A 16,338-nucleotide genomic window follows, 5' to 3' on the forward strand; every position below is an offset into this window, starting at 1 on the left:
TAGTTAGCTCCATTAATTATTCTTTGTAGCACTTAGTACGACAAACTTTTTATTAGATCCTAATAGCTTACAATTGCCGAACATGCGTTTTAACTTTTCATGATAGTCTAGATGACGATTACCAATAATTCTTAATTCACCACCGTGCTTTAATGTTTGTTTTGCCTGTTTGAACATTTGCCAAGCGATATGATCGGTGACCGCTTGCGCTTGGTGGAATGGTGGGTTACATAAAACAAGGTCAACACTGTTAGGTTGAAAATCGGTTAAACAGTCGTTTTGAACAAACTCACACTGGTCTAATTGATCAGGTAAATTGTGAGTTATGTTCAATTTGGCTGATTCAACGGCCATATAGGACTCATCAACGAAGATTACATGGGCTTTAGGGCAACGTTTGAGAGTCATCAACCCAACAACACCATTACCACAGCCTAAATCAATGATGCTGCGGGCTTTACTTGTTTGTGGCAAATAGTTAAAGAAAAAGCGCGCGCCGATATCTAATGAGTCCCGAGAAAATACATTGGCATGATTTTGAATTTCAAATTCACTGCCTTCAAGTGACCAGTTAACAGGAAAGGGGGCTATTTTATTAAGACCACTGGTTTTACTGATAATTAAACGGGACTTTTTAACCGCTAAGCTGGTTGATGTTTCACCGATATACTGACTAAAAGCCTTTATTGTTGAGTTATGAATGTCTTTCGTTTTTCCAGCTGCAATAACATCAATGTCAGCAGGTAAAGCTGCACTGATTGCGGCAAGTTGATGCTGAAGATAGCCTAAATTGCGTGGCACTTTTAATATCACTAAATCAACCTGATTAGGTAATGCTGCTAATGAGTCCAGTTGCGTTAAAGAATCTGTTGATAACTCATTGGTTTGTAAATTATAGCGGGTAGCTTGATGACCAATATACGAGTCGTTAACTGAATAAACTGTTAACGTATTAAAGGCACAGGATAAGGCGCCAAAACTGTCATTGAGTATCAGGATTGAATTTGCATCTGGATAGTGCTCTTGTACATAATTGACAAGATATTCATCGCCAGAGTCCCATGCTTGAAGACTGCGATTTTTTTGATCTAACGGAAAGCGTTCTAGGGTATAGGTGTTATCACCGAGCTGTGCTTGGGTGGTCATCATGATTTTACGAAAGTATTAATGTATAGGTAAATTCTAACATGCAACAGCCAAACGCCAACCCTAATCATCTACCTGATGGGTTTTCTTACCAAGCCAATACATTGAGTGCGCAAAAAAGCCTCGAGTTATTTTACTTTCTTCAGCAGCAGCTCAATTGGCAGCAACCGGCTATAAAAGTGTACGGAAAAAACCATGTGATCCCGCGTTTGCAATGCTTTATTGCTGATCAGAACGTAAATTATGGTTACTCGGGTTCAAAATTAATCGTTGAGCCTTGGCCAGAGGTACTTGATGCTATGCGTGTACGCTTATCAAGAACTTTGCAGATACCATTTAATGCGCTTTTAGTTAATTTGTATCGAGATGGTCATGATTGTATGGGCTGGCATAGTGACGATGAGAAAGAACTTGGTGAGCAACCAACAATCGCGTCTGTATCACTAGGGGCCGAACGTGTATTTAAAATAAGGCACAAATATAAAAATGAACAATATAGCACTGTGCTGCAAAGTGGTAGCTGTTTAATCATGAATGGTTTTAGCCAGCGCGATTACCAGCATAGTTTGCCGAAGCAGCAAAGACTCAAACACCCTCGAATTAATCTTACCTTTCGTTCAATTATATAAAATCATTGGTAAATTGAGCCATGCCCTTGATATAGTAGCTGGCAATTATTTTCTTATGAAAGGTCTATGACACATGTCAATGCAACAACAAATTGAGCAAAAGCTTGCTGCGGGTATCGAATGTAAACACCTGAATGTTGTCAATGAAAGCCATATGCATAGTCGTGGAACTGAGTCGCATTTTAAAGTGGTGGTTGTGAGTGAAGAATTTGCAGGTAAACGTTTACTTGCCCGTCACCGTCAAATTAATGAGCTATTAAAAGATGAATTAGCAAATCACATTCATGCATTAGCGATTCACACATTTACTCCAGAAGAGTTTAGTGAACAACATGGACAGGCACCTGAATCACCAAAGTGCTTAGGCGGCTCAAAGTTCGACTAAATTAGCAGGACAGTCACCTAAAGTTAGCAGAGCAGTCACTCAAAGTTAGCAGGACAGTCACCTAAAGTTAGAAAGACAGTCACCTAAAGTTAGAAAGACAGTCACTCAAAGTTAGCAGGACAGTCACCTAAAGTTAGAAAGACAGTCACTCAAAGTTAGAAAGACAGTCACTCAAAGTTAGCAGGACAGTCACTCAAAGTTAGAAGGACAGTCACTCAAAGTTAGAAGGACAGTCACTCTAGACTGCTGGTTACTTGGGTGTTTTAAGCTCGAAAAATTTACGTGGGTCTGAAAAGTTTTACTGATCAGACCTGTATTTTAACTATTAGCCTTTAAACTAGCGCTAATTTTTATTGTGATAGATATAGGATGATCAATGGTCATTAAGCCGAAAATTCGTGGATTTATCTGCACTAACGCGCATCCAGTAGGGTGTGCTGAGCACGTACAAGAACAAATTAATTATGTGAAAGCGCAAGGACCACTGAGCAATGCACCTAAGAATGTATTAGTGATAGGTGCGTCTACAGGTTACGGCCTAGCATCACGTATCACGGCTGCATTTGGTGGCGGTGCTAAAACGTTAGGTATTTTCTTTGAAAAAGAAGGTAGCGAACGCAAAACGGGTTCTGCAGGTTGGTACAACACAGCAGCATTCCAAGCAGCCGCTGAAGAAGCAGGTTTATGGTCTAAAAATATCAATGGCGACGCGTTTTCTAACGAAATCAAGCAAAAAGCAATTGATACTATCAAAGCTGAACTAGGTAAAATTGATTTAGTTGTTTACAGCCTTGCTTCACCTCGTCGTACTGATCCAAATACAGGTGAGACTTACTCATCTACGCTTAAGCCTATTGGCTCAGATATCACTACGAAGAACCTAAACACTTCAAAGCGTGTGATTGATGAAGTAACGGTTGAAGCAGCAAGCCAAGAAGACATCGACAATACAATTAAAGTAATGGGCGGTGAAGATTGGGAAATGTGGATTGACGCATTAAAAGAAGCAGATGTACTTGCTGATAACTTCAAAACGACTGCTTACACTTATATCGGTAAAGAGTTAACGTGATCAATTTACGGTCATGCGACAATTGGTAAAGCGAAAGAAGATCTTGACCGTGCAACTCAAGCAATCAAAGAGTCAACAAAAGGCTTAAATGGCGAAGCGTATGTTTCTTCATTAAATGCGGTTGTGACACAAGCAAGCTCGGCAATTCCAATTATGCCTTTATATATCTCTGCTTTATTCAAAGTAATGAAAGCAGACGGTACTTACGAAGGTACCATTGAGCAAATTCACTCACTATTTACTGAAAACCTTTACGGTGAAACACCACGTTTTGACGAAGGTGGTCATTTATTCCAAAACTACAAAGAGTTAGAAGATGATGTTCAAGCTCGTGTACAACATGTTTGGGATACAGTGGATACAGATACAATTGACGAATTAACGGATTACGTGGGTTACCATAATGAGTTTTTACGTTTATTCGGTTTTGGTATCGAGAGTGTAGATTACGAGCAAGATGTGAATCCTGATGTTGCGATTTCACAGCTGATCGATTAATCGCTGAACAAACTTGATTTTGTAAAGTCGCTTTTTTAAGCGACTTTTTTGTTTCTGGATGAAAATAAAACATCATCAATAGCACTTTGGTCTATATTGAATTTTATTCAAAAGGTTTTTGTAGTCTAAATAACCGTATCTGTCGTATAAATTTCATATTTGCTCTCGCATAGTCACCCTGATTGATGTTAAAATTCGGGCAATATATGTGAGGAGTTTACTGCGTTGCTTGTTTGGGGTGTTAAACAGGCTATTCTTTGATACTTAGAGTTTAACTTGAGCATATCAAATGGCGACGTGGTTGGTACGATTTTTCAGTTTCTTTCCGTTAATGTAATGCAAGTGCGTATGATCAACATAAAAAAAGGTCTGGATTTACCGATAGAGGGCGCACCTCAGCAAGTTATTCACGACGGTTCTGCCGTCAAACGTGTAGCTGTGCTAGGTGAAGAATATATTGGTATGCGTCCAACCATGCATGTTCGCGTGGATGACCAAGTCAAAAAAGGCCAGGTACTTTTTGAAGACAAAAAGAACCCAGGCGTCTTATTTACTGCACCAGCTTCTGGGGTAGTTAAAGAAATCAATCGTGGTGCTAAACGTGTGCTGCAATCTGTTGTTATTGAAGTTAATGGCAGTGAGCAAATCACCTTTGACTCTTTTAAACGCCGACGAGCTTTCGGGCTTAGACCGTGAAAAAGTTAAAGAAGTACTAGTTCAGTCAGGTCAATGGACAGCACTACGTGCTCGCCCATTCAGCAGAGTAGCTGCTTTGGATGCAAATCCTAGCTCTATCTTTGTAACGGCTATCGACACTAACCCGCTAGCTGCAGATCCTGCAGTAATCATTGCTGAGAACACTCAAGCATTTGAAGCAGGTTTAGCTGTGGTATCTCGTTTAACTGACGGCAAAGTATTTGTTTGTAAACAAGCTGGTAGCCAAGTGCCTAGTTCATCAATCCCTCAAGTAGAAGTACATGAGTTTGGTGGCAAGCATCCGGCAGGTCTTGTTGGTACACACATTCATAACTTAGACCCAGTTTCTGCAAGCAAGCAGGTTTGGCACTTAGGTTACCAAGACGTAATCGCGTTTGGTAATTTATTCCTAACAGGTGAAATCTTCACAGACCGTGTTGTTTCGCTTGCTGGTCCTCGTGTTAAAAACCCACGCTTAGTAAAAACTCAGCTAGGTGCATCTTTAGATGATTTAGTTGCTGGTGAATTAGAAGACGGTGATAACCGTGTAATTTCTGGTTCTGTATTATCAGGCGCTATCTCTCAAGGTCCACACGCGTTCTTAGGTCGTTACCATGTTCAAGTATCTGTATTACTTGAAGGTCGCGAAAAAGAGCTATTCGGTTGGATCGCACCAGGTGCTAACAAGTTCTCAGTAACACGTACCTTCTTATCTCACCTTGCTCCTAGCCGTCTATTTAACATGACGACTTCAACAGGTGGTTCGAAGCGTGCCATGGTTCCAATTGGTAGCTATGAGCGTGTTATGCCTTTAGACATCCTACCTACACTATTATTACGTGATTTAATCGCACGTGATCTTGATGGTGCTATTTCGTTAGGTGCGCTAGAGCTTGATGAAGAAGATTTAGCATTATGTACCTTCGTTTGTCCAGGTAAATACGAGTACGGTTCAATCCTACGCGATTGCTTGACTACGATCGAGAAGGAAGGCTAGAGAGATGGGTTTAAAGAAATTTCTAGAAGATATTGAGCCGCATTTTGAACCGGGTGGTAAACACGAAAAATGGTATGCGCTTTACGAAGCTGCAGCGACTATTTTCTACACGCCTGGTTATGTAAATAAAGGCAAAACACACGTTCGCGATAACATCGACCTAAAACGTATGATGATTTTAGTGTGGATGGCGACGTTCCCTGCAATGTTCTTTGGTATGTTCAACATCGGTCATCAGGCCGCAGGTGCTTTAGCACAAGGTTTTGAACTAGCAAACACATGGCAAGTTGGTCTGTTCCAATTATTCGGTGGTGAATTAACTGCTGACTCTGGTTGGGGCGCGAAAATGTTTTACGGTGCCTGCTTCTTCCTACCAATATACGCAGTAACATTTGCTGTGGGTGGTTTCTGGGAAGTACTATTTGCTTCAGTGCGTAAGCACGAAGTAAATGAAGGTTTCTTCGTAACATCTGTATTATTCGCACTAATCCTACCTGCGACGATTCCTTTATGGCAAGTTGCACTAGGTATTACGTTTGGTGTTGTAATCGCTAAAGAAATCTTTGGTGGTACAGGTCGTAACTTCCTTAACCCTGCTCTTGCCGGTCGTGCGTTCTTATTCTTCGCATACCCAGCGCAAATTTCAGGTGACACAGTATGGACAGCAGTAGATTCATTCTCTGGTGCAACTATGCTTGGCCAAGCTGTTGTTGGTTCACTTGATTACAGCAACATGGAGTTATGGTGGAATGCGTTCTACGGTTTCATTCAAGGTTCTATGGGTGAGACGTCAACACTAGCACTATTAATCGGTGGTTTATTCCTAATTTATGTGCGTATCGCTTCATGGCGTATCGTACTAGGTGTATTCCTAGGTATGGTTGCAACGGCATTCTTACTAAATACAATTGGTTCAGAAACTAACGCTGTATTTGCTATGCCTTGGCACTGGCACTTAGTGCTTGGTGGTTTTGCATTTGGTATGTTCTTCATGGCAACAGACCCAGTATCTGCATCATTCACAGACAAAGGTAAGTTCGCTTACGGTGCGTTAATCGGCTTTATGGTTGTAATGATCCGTGTTGTTAACCCGGCATTCCCAGAAGGTATGATGCTAGCAATCTTATTTGCTAACTTATTTGCACCATTATTCGATCACTTTGTAGTGCAAGCTAATATCAAGCGGAGGTTGGCACGTAATGTCTAGTAATAACGAATCAATCGGCAAAACGCTAACCGTTGTTGTTGCACTATGTTTAGTGTGTGCAATTATCGTATCGTTTGCTTCAGTTCAGCTTCGTCCTTTACAGCAAGCTAACAAAACACAAGATATTCAACGCAATATCTTAGCGGCTGCAGGCATTGAAGTATCAGGTACTGTGTCAGATACCTTTAACTCAAAAATTGAAGCACGTGTTGTAGACATGAACACAGGTGAGTTTGTTGAAGGTGCTGATCCTAACTCATTTGACTTCGAGAAAACAAAATTCGACCAAGCTCGTAGCTTTGCGTTGAAAGCAGAAGGAATTAAAGACATCGCTGGTATTCAGCGTATGACAAAAAATTCACCTGTATATATTTCGAAGAAATCTGATGGTTCTACAGACGCAATCATTCTACCAATCCAAGGTTATGGCCTTTGGGGTGTAATGTACGGCTTCTTAGCGCTTGAAAGCGATGGTGAAACAGTTAAAAACATCAACTTCTTCAAGCACAACGAAACGCCAGGTCTAGGTGGTGAAATCCAAAATCCACAATGGACTGCTAAATGGCAAGGTAAAGAGTTACCAATCAATATCATGAAGAGCGGTGCGAAGAACGAACATCAAATCGATGGTCTTTCTGGTGCAACATTAACTTCAAACGGTGTTGATCACACAGTTGACTTCTGGACTGGCGAGCATGGCTTTGGTCCATTCCTTGCGAAAGTACGTGAAGGAGCGTTGAAATAATGGCTGATACTAAAGAAATGAAGTCGGTCCTATTTGGTCCGGTATTCGCAAATAACCCGATCGCATTACAAGTACTTGGTATTTGTTCTGCGCTAGCGGTAACATCAAGCTTAAAAAATGCACTAATCATGTCAATCGCATTGACACTAGTAACTGCGTTTTCTAGCTTGTTTATTTCGTCAATTCGTAACCACATCCCATCATCTGTACGTATTATCGTGCAAATGACAATCATCGCATCACTTGTAATCGTTGTTGACCAAGTACTGCAAGCATTCTCTTATGCAACTGCTAAAGAGCTTTCAGTATTCGTTGGTCTAATCATTACAAACTGTATCGTAATGGGTCGTGCTGAAGCATACGCAATGAAGTCACCACCGTTAATGTCTTTCTTAGATGGTATCGGTAACGGTTTAGGCTACTCAGTAGTACTACTAACTGTTGGTTTCATCCGTGAGTTATTCGGTAAAGGTTCACTATTCGGTGTTGATATTATCCCATTAGTACAAAATGGTGGCTGGTATCAACCAATGGGTCTATTGATTTTACCACCGAGTGCATTCTTCATTATTGGTTTATTCATCTGGGTACTTCGTACCTTCAAGAAAGACCAAGTAGAAGCAAAAGCGTAAGGGGCGAGCAGTGGAACATTATATTAGTTTATTTGTAAAAGCGGTTTTCATTGAAAACTTAGCTTTAGCCTTCTTCCTAGGTATGTGTACTTTCCTTGCGGTATCAAAGAAAGTAACAACGTCAATCGGTTTAGGTGTGGCAGTTATCGTGGTGCTAGGTATCTCAGTACCTGTAAATAACTTGGTTTATCACGCTGTTCTTGCACCAGGTGCATTAGAGTGGCTTGGCTACCCAGAAGCAGACCTTAGCTTCTTACGTTTCTTGACTTTCATCGGTGTTATTGCAGCACTTGTACAAATTCTTGAAATGGCATTAGATAAGTTCTTCCCTGCACTTTACAACGCGTTAGGTATCTTCTTACCACTGATCACAGTTAACTGTGCGATCTTCGGTGCGGTATCTTTCATGGTTGAGCGTAACTATAACTTCGGCGAGTCTGTTGTTTATGGTATCGGTTCAGGTGTGGGCTGGGCACTAGCAATTACTTTACTTGCTGGTATCCGTGAAAAAATGAAGTACTCAGACGTTCCTGATGGCTTACGTGGTTTAGGTATTACTTTCATCACTGTTGGTCTTATGGGTCTTGGCTTTATGTCATTCTCTGGTATTTCACTTTAATAGGTAGCGAGGATAAATCATGAATGAGATTTTCTTAGGCGTTGGTGTTTTCATCGCTATCGTTGTTATTTTAGTTTTAGTTATCATTGGTGCTAAATCTAAATTAGTAGCAAGCGGCGATATCATCATCGGAATTAATGGCGACCCAGAAAAAGCTATTAAAACATCTGCAGGTAGCAAGCTATTAGGCGCGCTAGCTGATTCAGGTATCTTCGTTTCATCTGCATGTGGTGGCGGTGGCTCTTGTGGTCAGTGTCGTGTACACATCAAAGAAGGTGGCGGCGATATCTTACCAACAGAACTTGATCACATCTCTAAAGGTGAAGCGCGTGAAGGCTGCCGTTTAGCGTGTCAGGTAAATGTTAAGAACGACATGGAAATTGAACTTGAAGAGTCAATTTTCGGTGTTAAGAAGTGGGAATGTACTGTTATCTCTAACGATAACAAGGCAACGTTCATCAAGGAACTTAAATTACAAATTCCTGATGGCGAGTCAGTACCTTTCCGTGCCGGTGGTTATATTCAAATTGAAGCACCAGCTCACCACGTTAAATACGCTGATTTCGATATTCCAGAAGAGTATCGTGGCGACTGGAACCACTTCGGTTTCTTCGATCTGGAGTCTAAAGTAGACGACGAAACAATTCGTGCATACTCTATGGCTAACTACCCAGAAGAAGAAGGCATCATCATGCTTAACGTGCGTATCGCTACGCCGCCGCCAAGAGACCTAAGCCTTCCATGTGGTAAAATGTCTTCGTACATTTGGTCATTAAAAGAAGGTGATAAAGTGACTATCTCTGGTCCATTCGGTGAGTTCTTCGCGAAAGACACTGATGCAGAAATGGTATTCGTAGGTGGTGGTGCAGGTATGGCACCAATGCGTTCACATATCTTTGACCAACTTAAGCGTTTACAATCTAAGCGTAAGATGAGCTTCTGGTATGGTGCGCGTTCTAAGCGTGAAATGTTCTACGTAGAAGATTTCGACGGCTTAGCAGCAGAAAACGATAACTTCGTATGGCACACAGCACTGTCTGATCCACAACCAGAAGATAACTGGGAAGGTTACACAGGCTTCATCCATAACGTACTTTATGAAAACTACTTGAAAGATCATGAAGCGCCTGAAGATTGTGAGTTCTACATGTGTGGTCCTCCAATGATGAACGCGGCTGTTATCAACATGCTTAAAGATCTTGGTGTAGAAGACGAAAACATCTTATTAGATGACTTCGGTGGCTAACACCATACACAAAACAATTAGTTTTGGTTAGAATACAGGCCTCGTAGCACTTAGTGTTACGAGGCTTTTTTTATTTCTATACCGAACTCCGTGGTATCTACAAGGTGAATGCTATGAATAGAGTGTTTTATCGCCAAGGCTTGATGGCCTTTTTCCTATTAACTATGACTTTACTCATGGCTGGCTGCGGTCAATCAGATAAGGCTGAAGAGCTTTATTTTGAAGGTAAGACAATGGGCACCACTTATCACATTAAGGTGTTTGCAGAGTCTTCAAAGGTTGCAGGTGTTGATTTACACCCGGAAATTAAGCAAGTGCTTAAAGATGTAAATCAATCTATGTCGACTTACATTCCTGATTCAGAAATTAACCAGTTCAACCAGTTACCAGCAGGGCAGGTAATGCCAATAAGCGCTGATTTTAGAAACGTGGTAGCTGAATCAATTCGCCTTGGCGAATCAACAAAAACGTTAGATGTGACTATGGGATCACTTATTGACTTGTGGGGCTTTGGTCCAGATAAAAAGCCGACTAAACGCCCAAGCGATGAAGCCTTGGCCGCAATGGTTGCCAAAATTGGTGTTGATAAGCTTGAACTTACAGATGCTGGTCTTATGAAGACGATTGATGGTTTAGAGCTGTCGTTTTCTGCTACAGCAAAAGGCTATGGTATTGATAAAGTAGCACAAGTGATAGAAAGCCATGGTTTCACTAATTATATGGTTGAGATTGGTGGTGAGCTTCGTGTGTCGGGTATTAAGCCAAACAACATCACTTGGAAAATAGCTATTGAGCAGCCTGATGCTGAGCCTGGCGTGCGTAAAGTACATAAAGTAATTGAGCCGGGTACTAATGGTATTGCGACATCCGGTGATTACCGAATTTTTTACGAAATGGATGGTGTTACCTATAGCCACTTAATTGACCCTGTAACAGGTATGCCGAGCCGTCATGATTTGGTATCAGTTACTGTTTTACACCCATCAGCGATGACTGCAGATGGCTTAGCGACGGCAATTACAGTAATGGGCATGGAAAAGGCGCAGAAATACGCCGAAGAGCACGATTTGCCGGTGTACTTAATTGGTAAGTCAGACAATGGCTTAGTGACATATTCTAGCCCCGCTTTTAAACCTTATTTGTAGCAGGGCAAGAAGCCGTGTATACCCAAGCAGCCTCAAGATGTAGAACTCAGCGTTCCACAGGAGCTTAATATCAAGGCGTTATTTTGCAACAATGGCAGTCCCAGAACTAACAACGATGAGAGTAAGCGCCTGTGAAGCGACCAAAGGATTGGTTTAAAAGCGATTTATACCGCGTTATTGATTTTAACAATAGAACCACTATTGCTTGTAATCAATGCCTTGCCTAAATCGCTTTTAATTCTAACTGAAACTCGCACCTTGAGGTCGTTTAGGTATATAATACATGCAGCCTAATTAGTTGGGCTCGATTTAATTGCTGACGATAGGGGCAAAGCAATGTCACTTTTTCTTCTTACATTTGGTCTACTTATTTTAATTGTGGCGGCGATGGCTGTCGGCATGATTGTGCAAAAGAAATCTATGGCCAGTAGTTGTGGTGGCCTAGGCGCTGTTGGTATCGACAAAGCCTGCGACTGCGACGACCCATGTGACAAGCGTAAAAAGCGCATGGCAAAAGAACAAGTCTGGAAAGAGAATCAAATTCTTTAACCACAAAAAAAGCGCCCAAAGGCGCTTTTTTAATACCTAAATTTTACAAGGACAGTCACTTTAAAACTATTTTGAATATTTACAAAGACAGTCACTTTTATCCATGAACTCATTCTTGCAGTAAAAAAGATTTTGTCTACACTTTAGTTACAGCTAATGCATTTCAATTTATCAGTTCAAGGAGTGGACGATGGCTTTAGCAAGGAAGCGGCAAATCTGTTTGTCGAATACCAAATATTATCATTGTGTATCTTGCTGTGTTAGACGTGCCTACCTTTGTGGAGAAGACACACTCACAGGTAAATCATATGAACACCGCAGAGGGTGGGTTGAACAGCGTCTGCTTGCTCTTGCAAAGGTATTTTGCATTGATGTATGTGCTTATGCGGTGATGAGTAACCATACACATGTTGTGCTTTATGTTGATGATAAAAAAGCAAATAGGTTATCGGATAAGGCCATCCTTTTACGCTGGTATAAGCTCAGTAAAATGACGCCTTTAGGTCAAAAAGCCCTTCATGGTGAGCCGTTAAGTGATGGTCAACAAGTCTTCTTAAATAAAGAGGTTGCAGAATACAGAACGCGCCTTTCGAGCATTAGTTGGTTCATGCGAATGCTCAATGAGTATATCGCCAGACGTGCAAATAAAGAAGACGAGTGTACAGGGCATTTTTGGGAAGGGCGCTTTAAAAGCCAAGCTCTCCTTGATGAATCAGCGCTTTTAGCCTGCATGGCCTATGTTGATTTAAACCCTGTTCGTGCTAAAGCTGCGAGCACGCCGGAACAATCGGACTATACCAGTTTTAAAAAGCGATGCGAAAGCGCGAAGGAGTCAAAGCAACCTAAGTTACTAGCTCGTTTTATTGGTGGCATGAGCAAGTATAAATCAAAGGGAATACCTTTTGAGTTAAAGTCATATCTGCCACTTGTGGAGCAAACTGGGCGTTGTATCAGCGCGGATAAGCCGGGATATATAGAGCATCATTTACCTCCTATTCTTGAAAGGCTGAATTTCGAACCGGAAAAATGGTTAAAACTAACAACTCAATTTGAAAACTTATTTCGTGGAGCTGCAGGTCGAGTAGGTACTATCGAAAGTTATTGCAGTAAAACTGCGCGTAAGCGACGAAGTAACATTACAAGCTGTAAGTTATTACTTGCCAGTTAATCTTAAATTTCTCTCAATTTTTATTTTTTGCAAACACTTGCAGCTAACTTGTGCTTTCAATTCTCATAAAGCTAAATCTTTTGTCTTGGTTGTTATTGTTAGATTAAGCTAATAGGCTAGCTTGCCTACGCAACTATTATTTTAGGTTAACAAATTTAAGGAATTTGGAGATTTAACAGGCACTTTTAACAGTGCCTGTCTTTTTAAATCGTGTTTAATCTAAATTAATTAACTTAGCTCCTAAAACTGCGTACTTATTTTTGCCATTTGCTTGTAAGAAAAAGGCGGCAGGTGCATGAAGTGAAGGTATTGATGTAAATACACTTTTGCATGCGTAAACTGCCCAATTTGTGGAGTTTTCTAGCATATTAATATCGCCAGAAAAGCAACTATAGCCTTGTATTAAAAGCTCTTTATATTTATTTTCGGTAAGCTTTAACGACTCATTTAAAACAAAACTGTTACCGGTTCTAAAGTTCAGGCTGCTTGCATCTAAACTGGTGTAACCTTTGCGGATACTGCTTATATCACCCAATTCTTTAATTATGGGTGACTGTCCTTTGTTGTTTATTGCAATATCTATCTGGTAATCACCTAGCTCACTCTTTACAGTTACATCATCTATTAGTAAGTCTACCCAATTGTCTTTAGCATTTAATGGGATAGCGTGGTACTGGGCTATTTTAGCGCTTTTCCATTCCTGTGAAGTTATTGAATCAATAGTCTTTTTATATAAAACACGGTTAACTTTACGGGCTATTTGTCGGTTTGGGTCGTTTGGGTAAGCACCTGATTCAATTAATATAGTTCGGATACCTTTTTCCGAAAAAGTATCTCCAAAACTGCGATAAGAGTAACTGTCGTTGTACTTCCCCAAGTGCCCTGGGATCATGGTTTCAACCGTTTTGGCTAAATGAGCAATAAATTGCATAGCCTCACCACGAATTTTATTCACTTCTCTTGCTTCATTATAGGCGGGTGCTAGCACTGAAATAGTGGCTTGTTCTCCCATTTTTCCGGCACCGTAATAGGCATTCTGATCATGTAAATTAAAGCCGAAATCAGGTTTGAATTCATCAGCCGCAGTCATGAGTATTTGTCCTTCTTTTGTGCGAAGGGCTTTTGCATCACGATTTAAATCAATACCTTGTGCATTATGGCGAGTTTGAGCTGCCGCGCCGTCTGGGTTCACCATAGGGATAATGAGAAGAGTTACTTTTTGTTGCCAGCTTTCTAGCCATTGTGCGTTTTCATCTGCGGTTATAAAGCTTAAAAAATCCATTAGTGCGGCAGTAGCTGTGTTTTCGTCGCCGTGCATTTGGCTCCACATCATCACTTTGATTGGTAGGTGCCGATTTTTAGAGAATTAAGTGCCTGTCCTTGGAAAGAGGTGCCGATTTGTTTTAGTGTGACGCTTGGATGTTTTGCTGCGCTTTTTAAGTGTGGCTCTATATCGGCGTAGTAAATCGCAGGTTTATCTAAGCCAGCTACAGCGGTGTCTTCAATCGTATTTGCAAGTGTACTGGTACTTAGTGCTAAAAGGGCTGTGGCGAGTACATATAGGCGCATAATTATCTCTTTTATTCTTTATTTTAATATTATGTAGAATATTATATTTTTAATGGTTTGGCTAATCCTTGTTCAGTATTAAAGCTTCGATTGCTACTGACTAAGTATGCTTTAAATCGCTATTTTTATGCTATTTTCTTTTTCTTCATAGCTTTACGCTATATAAAATACAGTATTACTTTTAAGTACTTAGCTTCAATAGGTTTGTTTTTTTACAGTTTATTATCAAATGGCTAAACAATACTTAACCGTGTGCTGTAAAATTCTACTTGTACCGTCTGTTGACTTTGTTATACTCCACATCGAAATTTCAGTAATTACTGAAACTTTATTGATGAAGATCATGTTACCGCATTAAAAAATAGGGTAAGCCATTTACCTAAAATGCAGTAAAAGCGATAAAAGGCGTGAGTTTTGCGAGCAATTAATCAGTCACAAGGTGTCAAACAGTCTAGCTTAGCTAGGTTGCAATTGGCTGCGCGTGCGTTTTTTGCTGGCAAAGAACTAATGTCAGTTTTAGCCTTGTTGCTGATTAATTCTGCCATGCTAATCAACGGTACATTAGAAGATGCTCACGGGCTAAGAAGTTTATTAAGTGAAGGTGCTTTATACGAAACACCGTTGCTTAATGTTTTGAGTTTTTTAGCTTACCCTGTGGTGTCTTGCCAATTACTTATTGGTTTATGCTGGTTGGTCTTCCATTTCTTCCCTGCGCGTCGTGCAGGTGTCATTTTACGTAAAGCGGCCTTCGCTGCGCGTGAAACGATAAAGTCTTTAGTAGTACACAGCGCTCATGGCTGTCGTGCTCCTCCTCGTGTAAGTGGTTGTCTGTAAATAAGCTTTGTTGCTTAAGTTCAGCCATTTTAGTCGTTTTCTAAGTTGTCTTTACTAAGCACCTAGTGGGTTTTTTACGCCCAAATTTCAGTCAGCCAACCTAAACTCCCTCACTTCTTAGCGTGCCGATTTGTCGTGCTCGTTAGTCAGCCGAGGGATATCTGTAGCATCTGTTGCAGAAAAGCGTCGTGTTCTTATTTCGACAAGTGTTAACTTTTAGGTTGTAGGATATTCCTTTGTCAATTCGAAACCTTTGTAATATTGCTCTAGCGTCTTTAGTGCTGGCCTTGTCTGGCTGTAAAGGCGGGGTACTCGATCCAAAAGGTCAAATTGGTGTCGACGAGAAGTATTTAATTATCGTAGCTACGGTGTTAATGCTGATTGTTGTGATTCCAGTTATTGCCATGACAATTTATTTTGCATGGAAATACCGTGATGGACGAGATCAAGAAATTTACGCTCCAAAGTGGGCGCACTCTAATAAGATTGAAGCTGTAGTTTGGACCATTCCTATCATCATCGTTGCGATTTTAGGTGTGATCACGTGGCAGTCAACGCAACAACTTGACCCATATAAACCACTTGAGGGTAAAGGTAAGCACCTTACTGTTGAGGTTGTTTCTTTGAACTGGAAATGGCTATTCATTTATCCAGAGCAAGGCATCGCCACAGTGAATGAGCTTGTTTTTCCTGCCAATGTGCCAGTGCAGTACAAGATCACCTCAGAAAGCACCATGAACTCGTTTTTCATTCCACAGCTTGGTAGCCAAATTTACTCAATGGCCGGTATGGAAACAAAGCTTCACTTAATCGCTGATGAGCCGGGTACTTTTAAAGGCTTCTCTGCTAACTACAGTGGTGCAGGTTTCACAGGTATGAAGTTCGATGCCATTGCAACAGCCACTGAAGCTGATTTCGATGCATGGGTTAACAATGTGAAAAACACAGGCGGTGCACTGACTAAGCAAAGCTATGTTGAACTTGCTAAACCAAGTGAATACGACCCAGTTAAATACTATGCCAGCGTAGATAAAGATATGTTCCATTCAATCGTAATGAAATATATGCAAGCGCATGGCTCTCACGGTGCAATGCAACACGCTATGCCAGAGCACTCAGCTCATAAGAAGCACAGCGAGGACGAGGAATAATCATGTCGTTGTTAGGTAAATTAACATTAGACGCAATCCCGTTTCATGAA

At 40.9% G+C, this 16,338-nt stretch carries 15 protein-coding genes and 2 pseudogenes; 14 read left to right on the top strand and 3 right to left on the bottom strand.

The window, feature by feature from the left end; translation table 11 throughout:
* Window positions 1-12: 12 nt before the first annotated feature.
* Complete coding sequence (locus ACRWSG_RS12865) at window positions 13-1,146, bottom strand: methyltransferase (RefSeq protein WP_462166942.1); 1,134 nt, start codon at window positions 1,144-1,146, stop codon at window positions 13-15.
* A 41-nt stretch (window positions 1,147-1,187) separates the two neighbouring features.
* Between ACRWSG_RS12865 and ACRWSG_RS12870 the strand changes: the two genes are divergently transcribed.
* The 12 genes and pseudogenes from ACRWSG_RS12870 (at window position 1,188) to ACRWSG_RS12925 (ending at window position 12,734) form a co-directional block, all read left to right on the top strand.
* Entirely contained in the window at window positions 1,188-1,775 is a 588-nt protein-coding gene (locus ACRWSG_RS12870) for an alpha-ketoglutarate-dependent dioxygenase AlkB family protein (protein WP_462166474.1), read from the top strand.
* 73 nt (window positions 1,776-1,848) lie between these two features.
* A complete protein-coding gene (locus ACRWSG_RS12875; RefSeq protein WP_054554277.1) occupies window positions 1,849-2,160 on the top strand; it encodes a BolA family protein in 312 nt (103 codons plus the stop codon).
* 376 nt (window positions 2,161-2,536) lie between these two features.
* A pseudogene (gene fabV, locus ACRWSG_RS12880) lies at window positions 2,537-3,730 on the top strand (enoyl-ACP reductase FabV).
* A 348-nt stretch (window positions 3,731-4,078) separates the two neighbouring features.
* Window positions 4,079-5,423: pseudogene (locus ACRWSG_RS12885) on the top strand (Na(+)-translocating NADH-quinone reductase subunit A).
* 4 nt (window positions 5,424-5,427) lie between these two features.
* Window positions 5,428-6,630 (top strand): NADH:ubiquinone reductase (Na(+)-transporting) subunit B, encoded by a 1,203-nt coding sequence (locus ACRWSG_RS12890; RefSeq protein ID WP_054554279.1) that lies wholly within the window; start codon window positions 5,428-5,430, stop codon window positions 6,628-6,630.
* A complete protein-coding gene (locus ACRWSG_RS12895; RefSeq protein ID WP_054554280.1) occupies window positions 6,623-7,375 on the top strand; it encodes a Na(+)-translocating NADH-quinone reductase subunit C in 753 nt (250 codons plus the stop codon). Before ACRWSG_RS12890 ends, ACRWSG_RS12895 begins: the two co-directional genes overlap by 8 nt.
* The gene (locus ACRWSG_RS12900) at window positions 7,375-8,007 is read left to right on the top strand and encodes an NADH:ubiquinone reductase (Na(+)-transporting) subunit D (RefSeq protein ID WP_054554281.1); all 633 of its coding nucleotides are present in this window, start codon (window positions 7,375-7,377) and stop codon (window positions 8,005-8,007) included. The genes ACRWSG_RS12895 and ACRWSG_RS12900 overlap by 1 nt, the downstream gene beginning before the upstream one ends.
* A 10-nt stretch (window positions 8,008-8,017) precedes the next feature.
* Window positions 8,018-8,626 (top strand): NADH:ubiquinone reductase (Na(+)-transporting) subunit E, encoded by a 609-nt coding sequence (gene nqrE, locus ACRWSG_RS12905; RefSeq protein WP_016708692.1) that lies wholly within the window; start codon window positions 8,018-8,020, stop codon window positions 8,624-8,626.
* 19 nt (window positions 8,627-8,645) lie between these two features.
* The gene (gene nqrF, locus ACRWSG_RS12910; protein WP_054554282.1) at window positions 8,646-9,872 is read left to right on the top strand and encodes an NADH:ubiquinone reductase (Na(+)-transporting) subunit F; all 1,227 of its coding nucleotides are present in this window, start codon (window positions 8,646-8,648) and stop codon (window positions 9,870-9,872) included.
* A 113-nt stretch (window positions 9,873-9,985) separates the two neighbouring features.
* Complete coding sequence (locus ACRWSG_RS12915) at window positions 9,986-11,017, top strand: FAD:protein FMN transferase (protein ID WP_462166475.1); 1,032 nt, start codon at window positions 9,986-9,988, stop codon at window positions 11,015-11,017.
* A 336-nt stretch (window positions 11,018-11,353) separates the two neighbouring features.
* Window positions 11,354-11,566 (top strand): (Na+)-NQR maturation NqrM, encoded by a 213-nt coding sequence (nqrM, locus tag ACRWSG_RS12920; protein WP_055020649.1) that lies wholly within the window; start codon window positions 11,354-11,356, stop codon window positions 11,564-11,566.
* 190 nt (window positions 11,567-11,756) lie between these two features.
* Window positions 11,757-12,734, top strand: a complete 978-nt coding sequence (locus ACRWSG_RS12925; protein WP_462166476.1) for a transposase — start codon at window positions 11,757-11,759, stop codon at window positions 12,732-12,734.
* Between the two features lie 214 nt (window positions 12,735-12,948).
* On the opposite strand, the gene ACRWSG_RS12930 is transcribed toward ACRWSG_RS12925, so the two are convergent.
* Both ACRWSG_RS12930 and ACRWSG_RS12935 read right to left on the bottom strand, forming a co-directional pair.
* A complete protein-coding gene (locus ACRWSG_RS12930) occupies window positions 12,949-14,052 on the bottom strand; it encodes a M14 family zinc carboxypeptidase (protein ID WP_462166477.1) in 1,104 nt (367 codons plus the stop codon).
* A 14-nt stretch (window positions 14,053-14,066) separates the two neighbouring features.
* Window positions 14,067-14,303 carry a hypothetical protein gene (locus tag ACRWSG_RS12935; protein ID WP_462166478.1) on the bottom strand — a complete coding sequence of 79 codons (237 nt, stop codon included), beginning with the start codon at window positions 14,301-14,303 and terminating at the stop codon, window positions 14,067-14,069.
* 414 nt (window positions 14,304-14,717) lie between these two features.
* Between ACRWSG_RS12935 and ACRWSG_RS12940 the strand changes: the two genes are divergently transcribed.
* Both ACRWSG_RS12940 and cyoA read left to right on the top strand, forming a co-directional pair.
* The gene (locus ACRWSG_RS12940; protein ID WP_063706310.1) at window positions 14,718-15,137 is read left to right on the top strand and encodes a hypothetical protein; all 420 of its coding nucleotides are present in this window, start codon (window positions 14,718-14,720) and stop codon (window positions 15,135-15,137) included.
* A gap of 236 nt (window positions 15,138-15,373) precedes the next feature.
* The gene (cyoA, locus tag ACRWSG_RS12945; protein ID WP_054554288.1) at window positions 15,374-16,288 is read left to right on the top strand and encodes a ubiquinol oxidase subunit II; all 915 of its coding nucleotides are present in this window, start codon (window positions 15,374-15,376) and stop codon (window positions 16,286-16,288) included.
* Window positions 16,289-16,338 lie beyond the last annotated feature (50 nt).

The sequence above is a fragment of the Pseudoalteromonas sp. GB43 genome, from assembly GCF_054923805.1.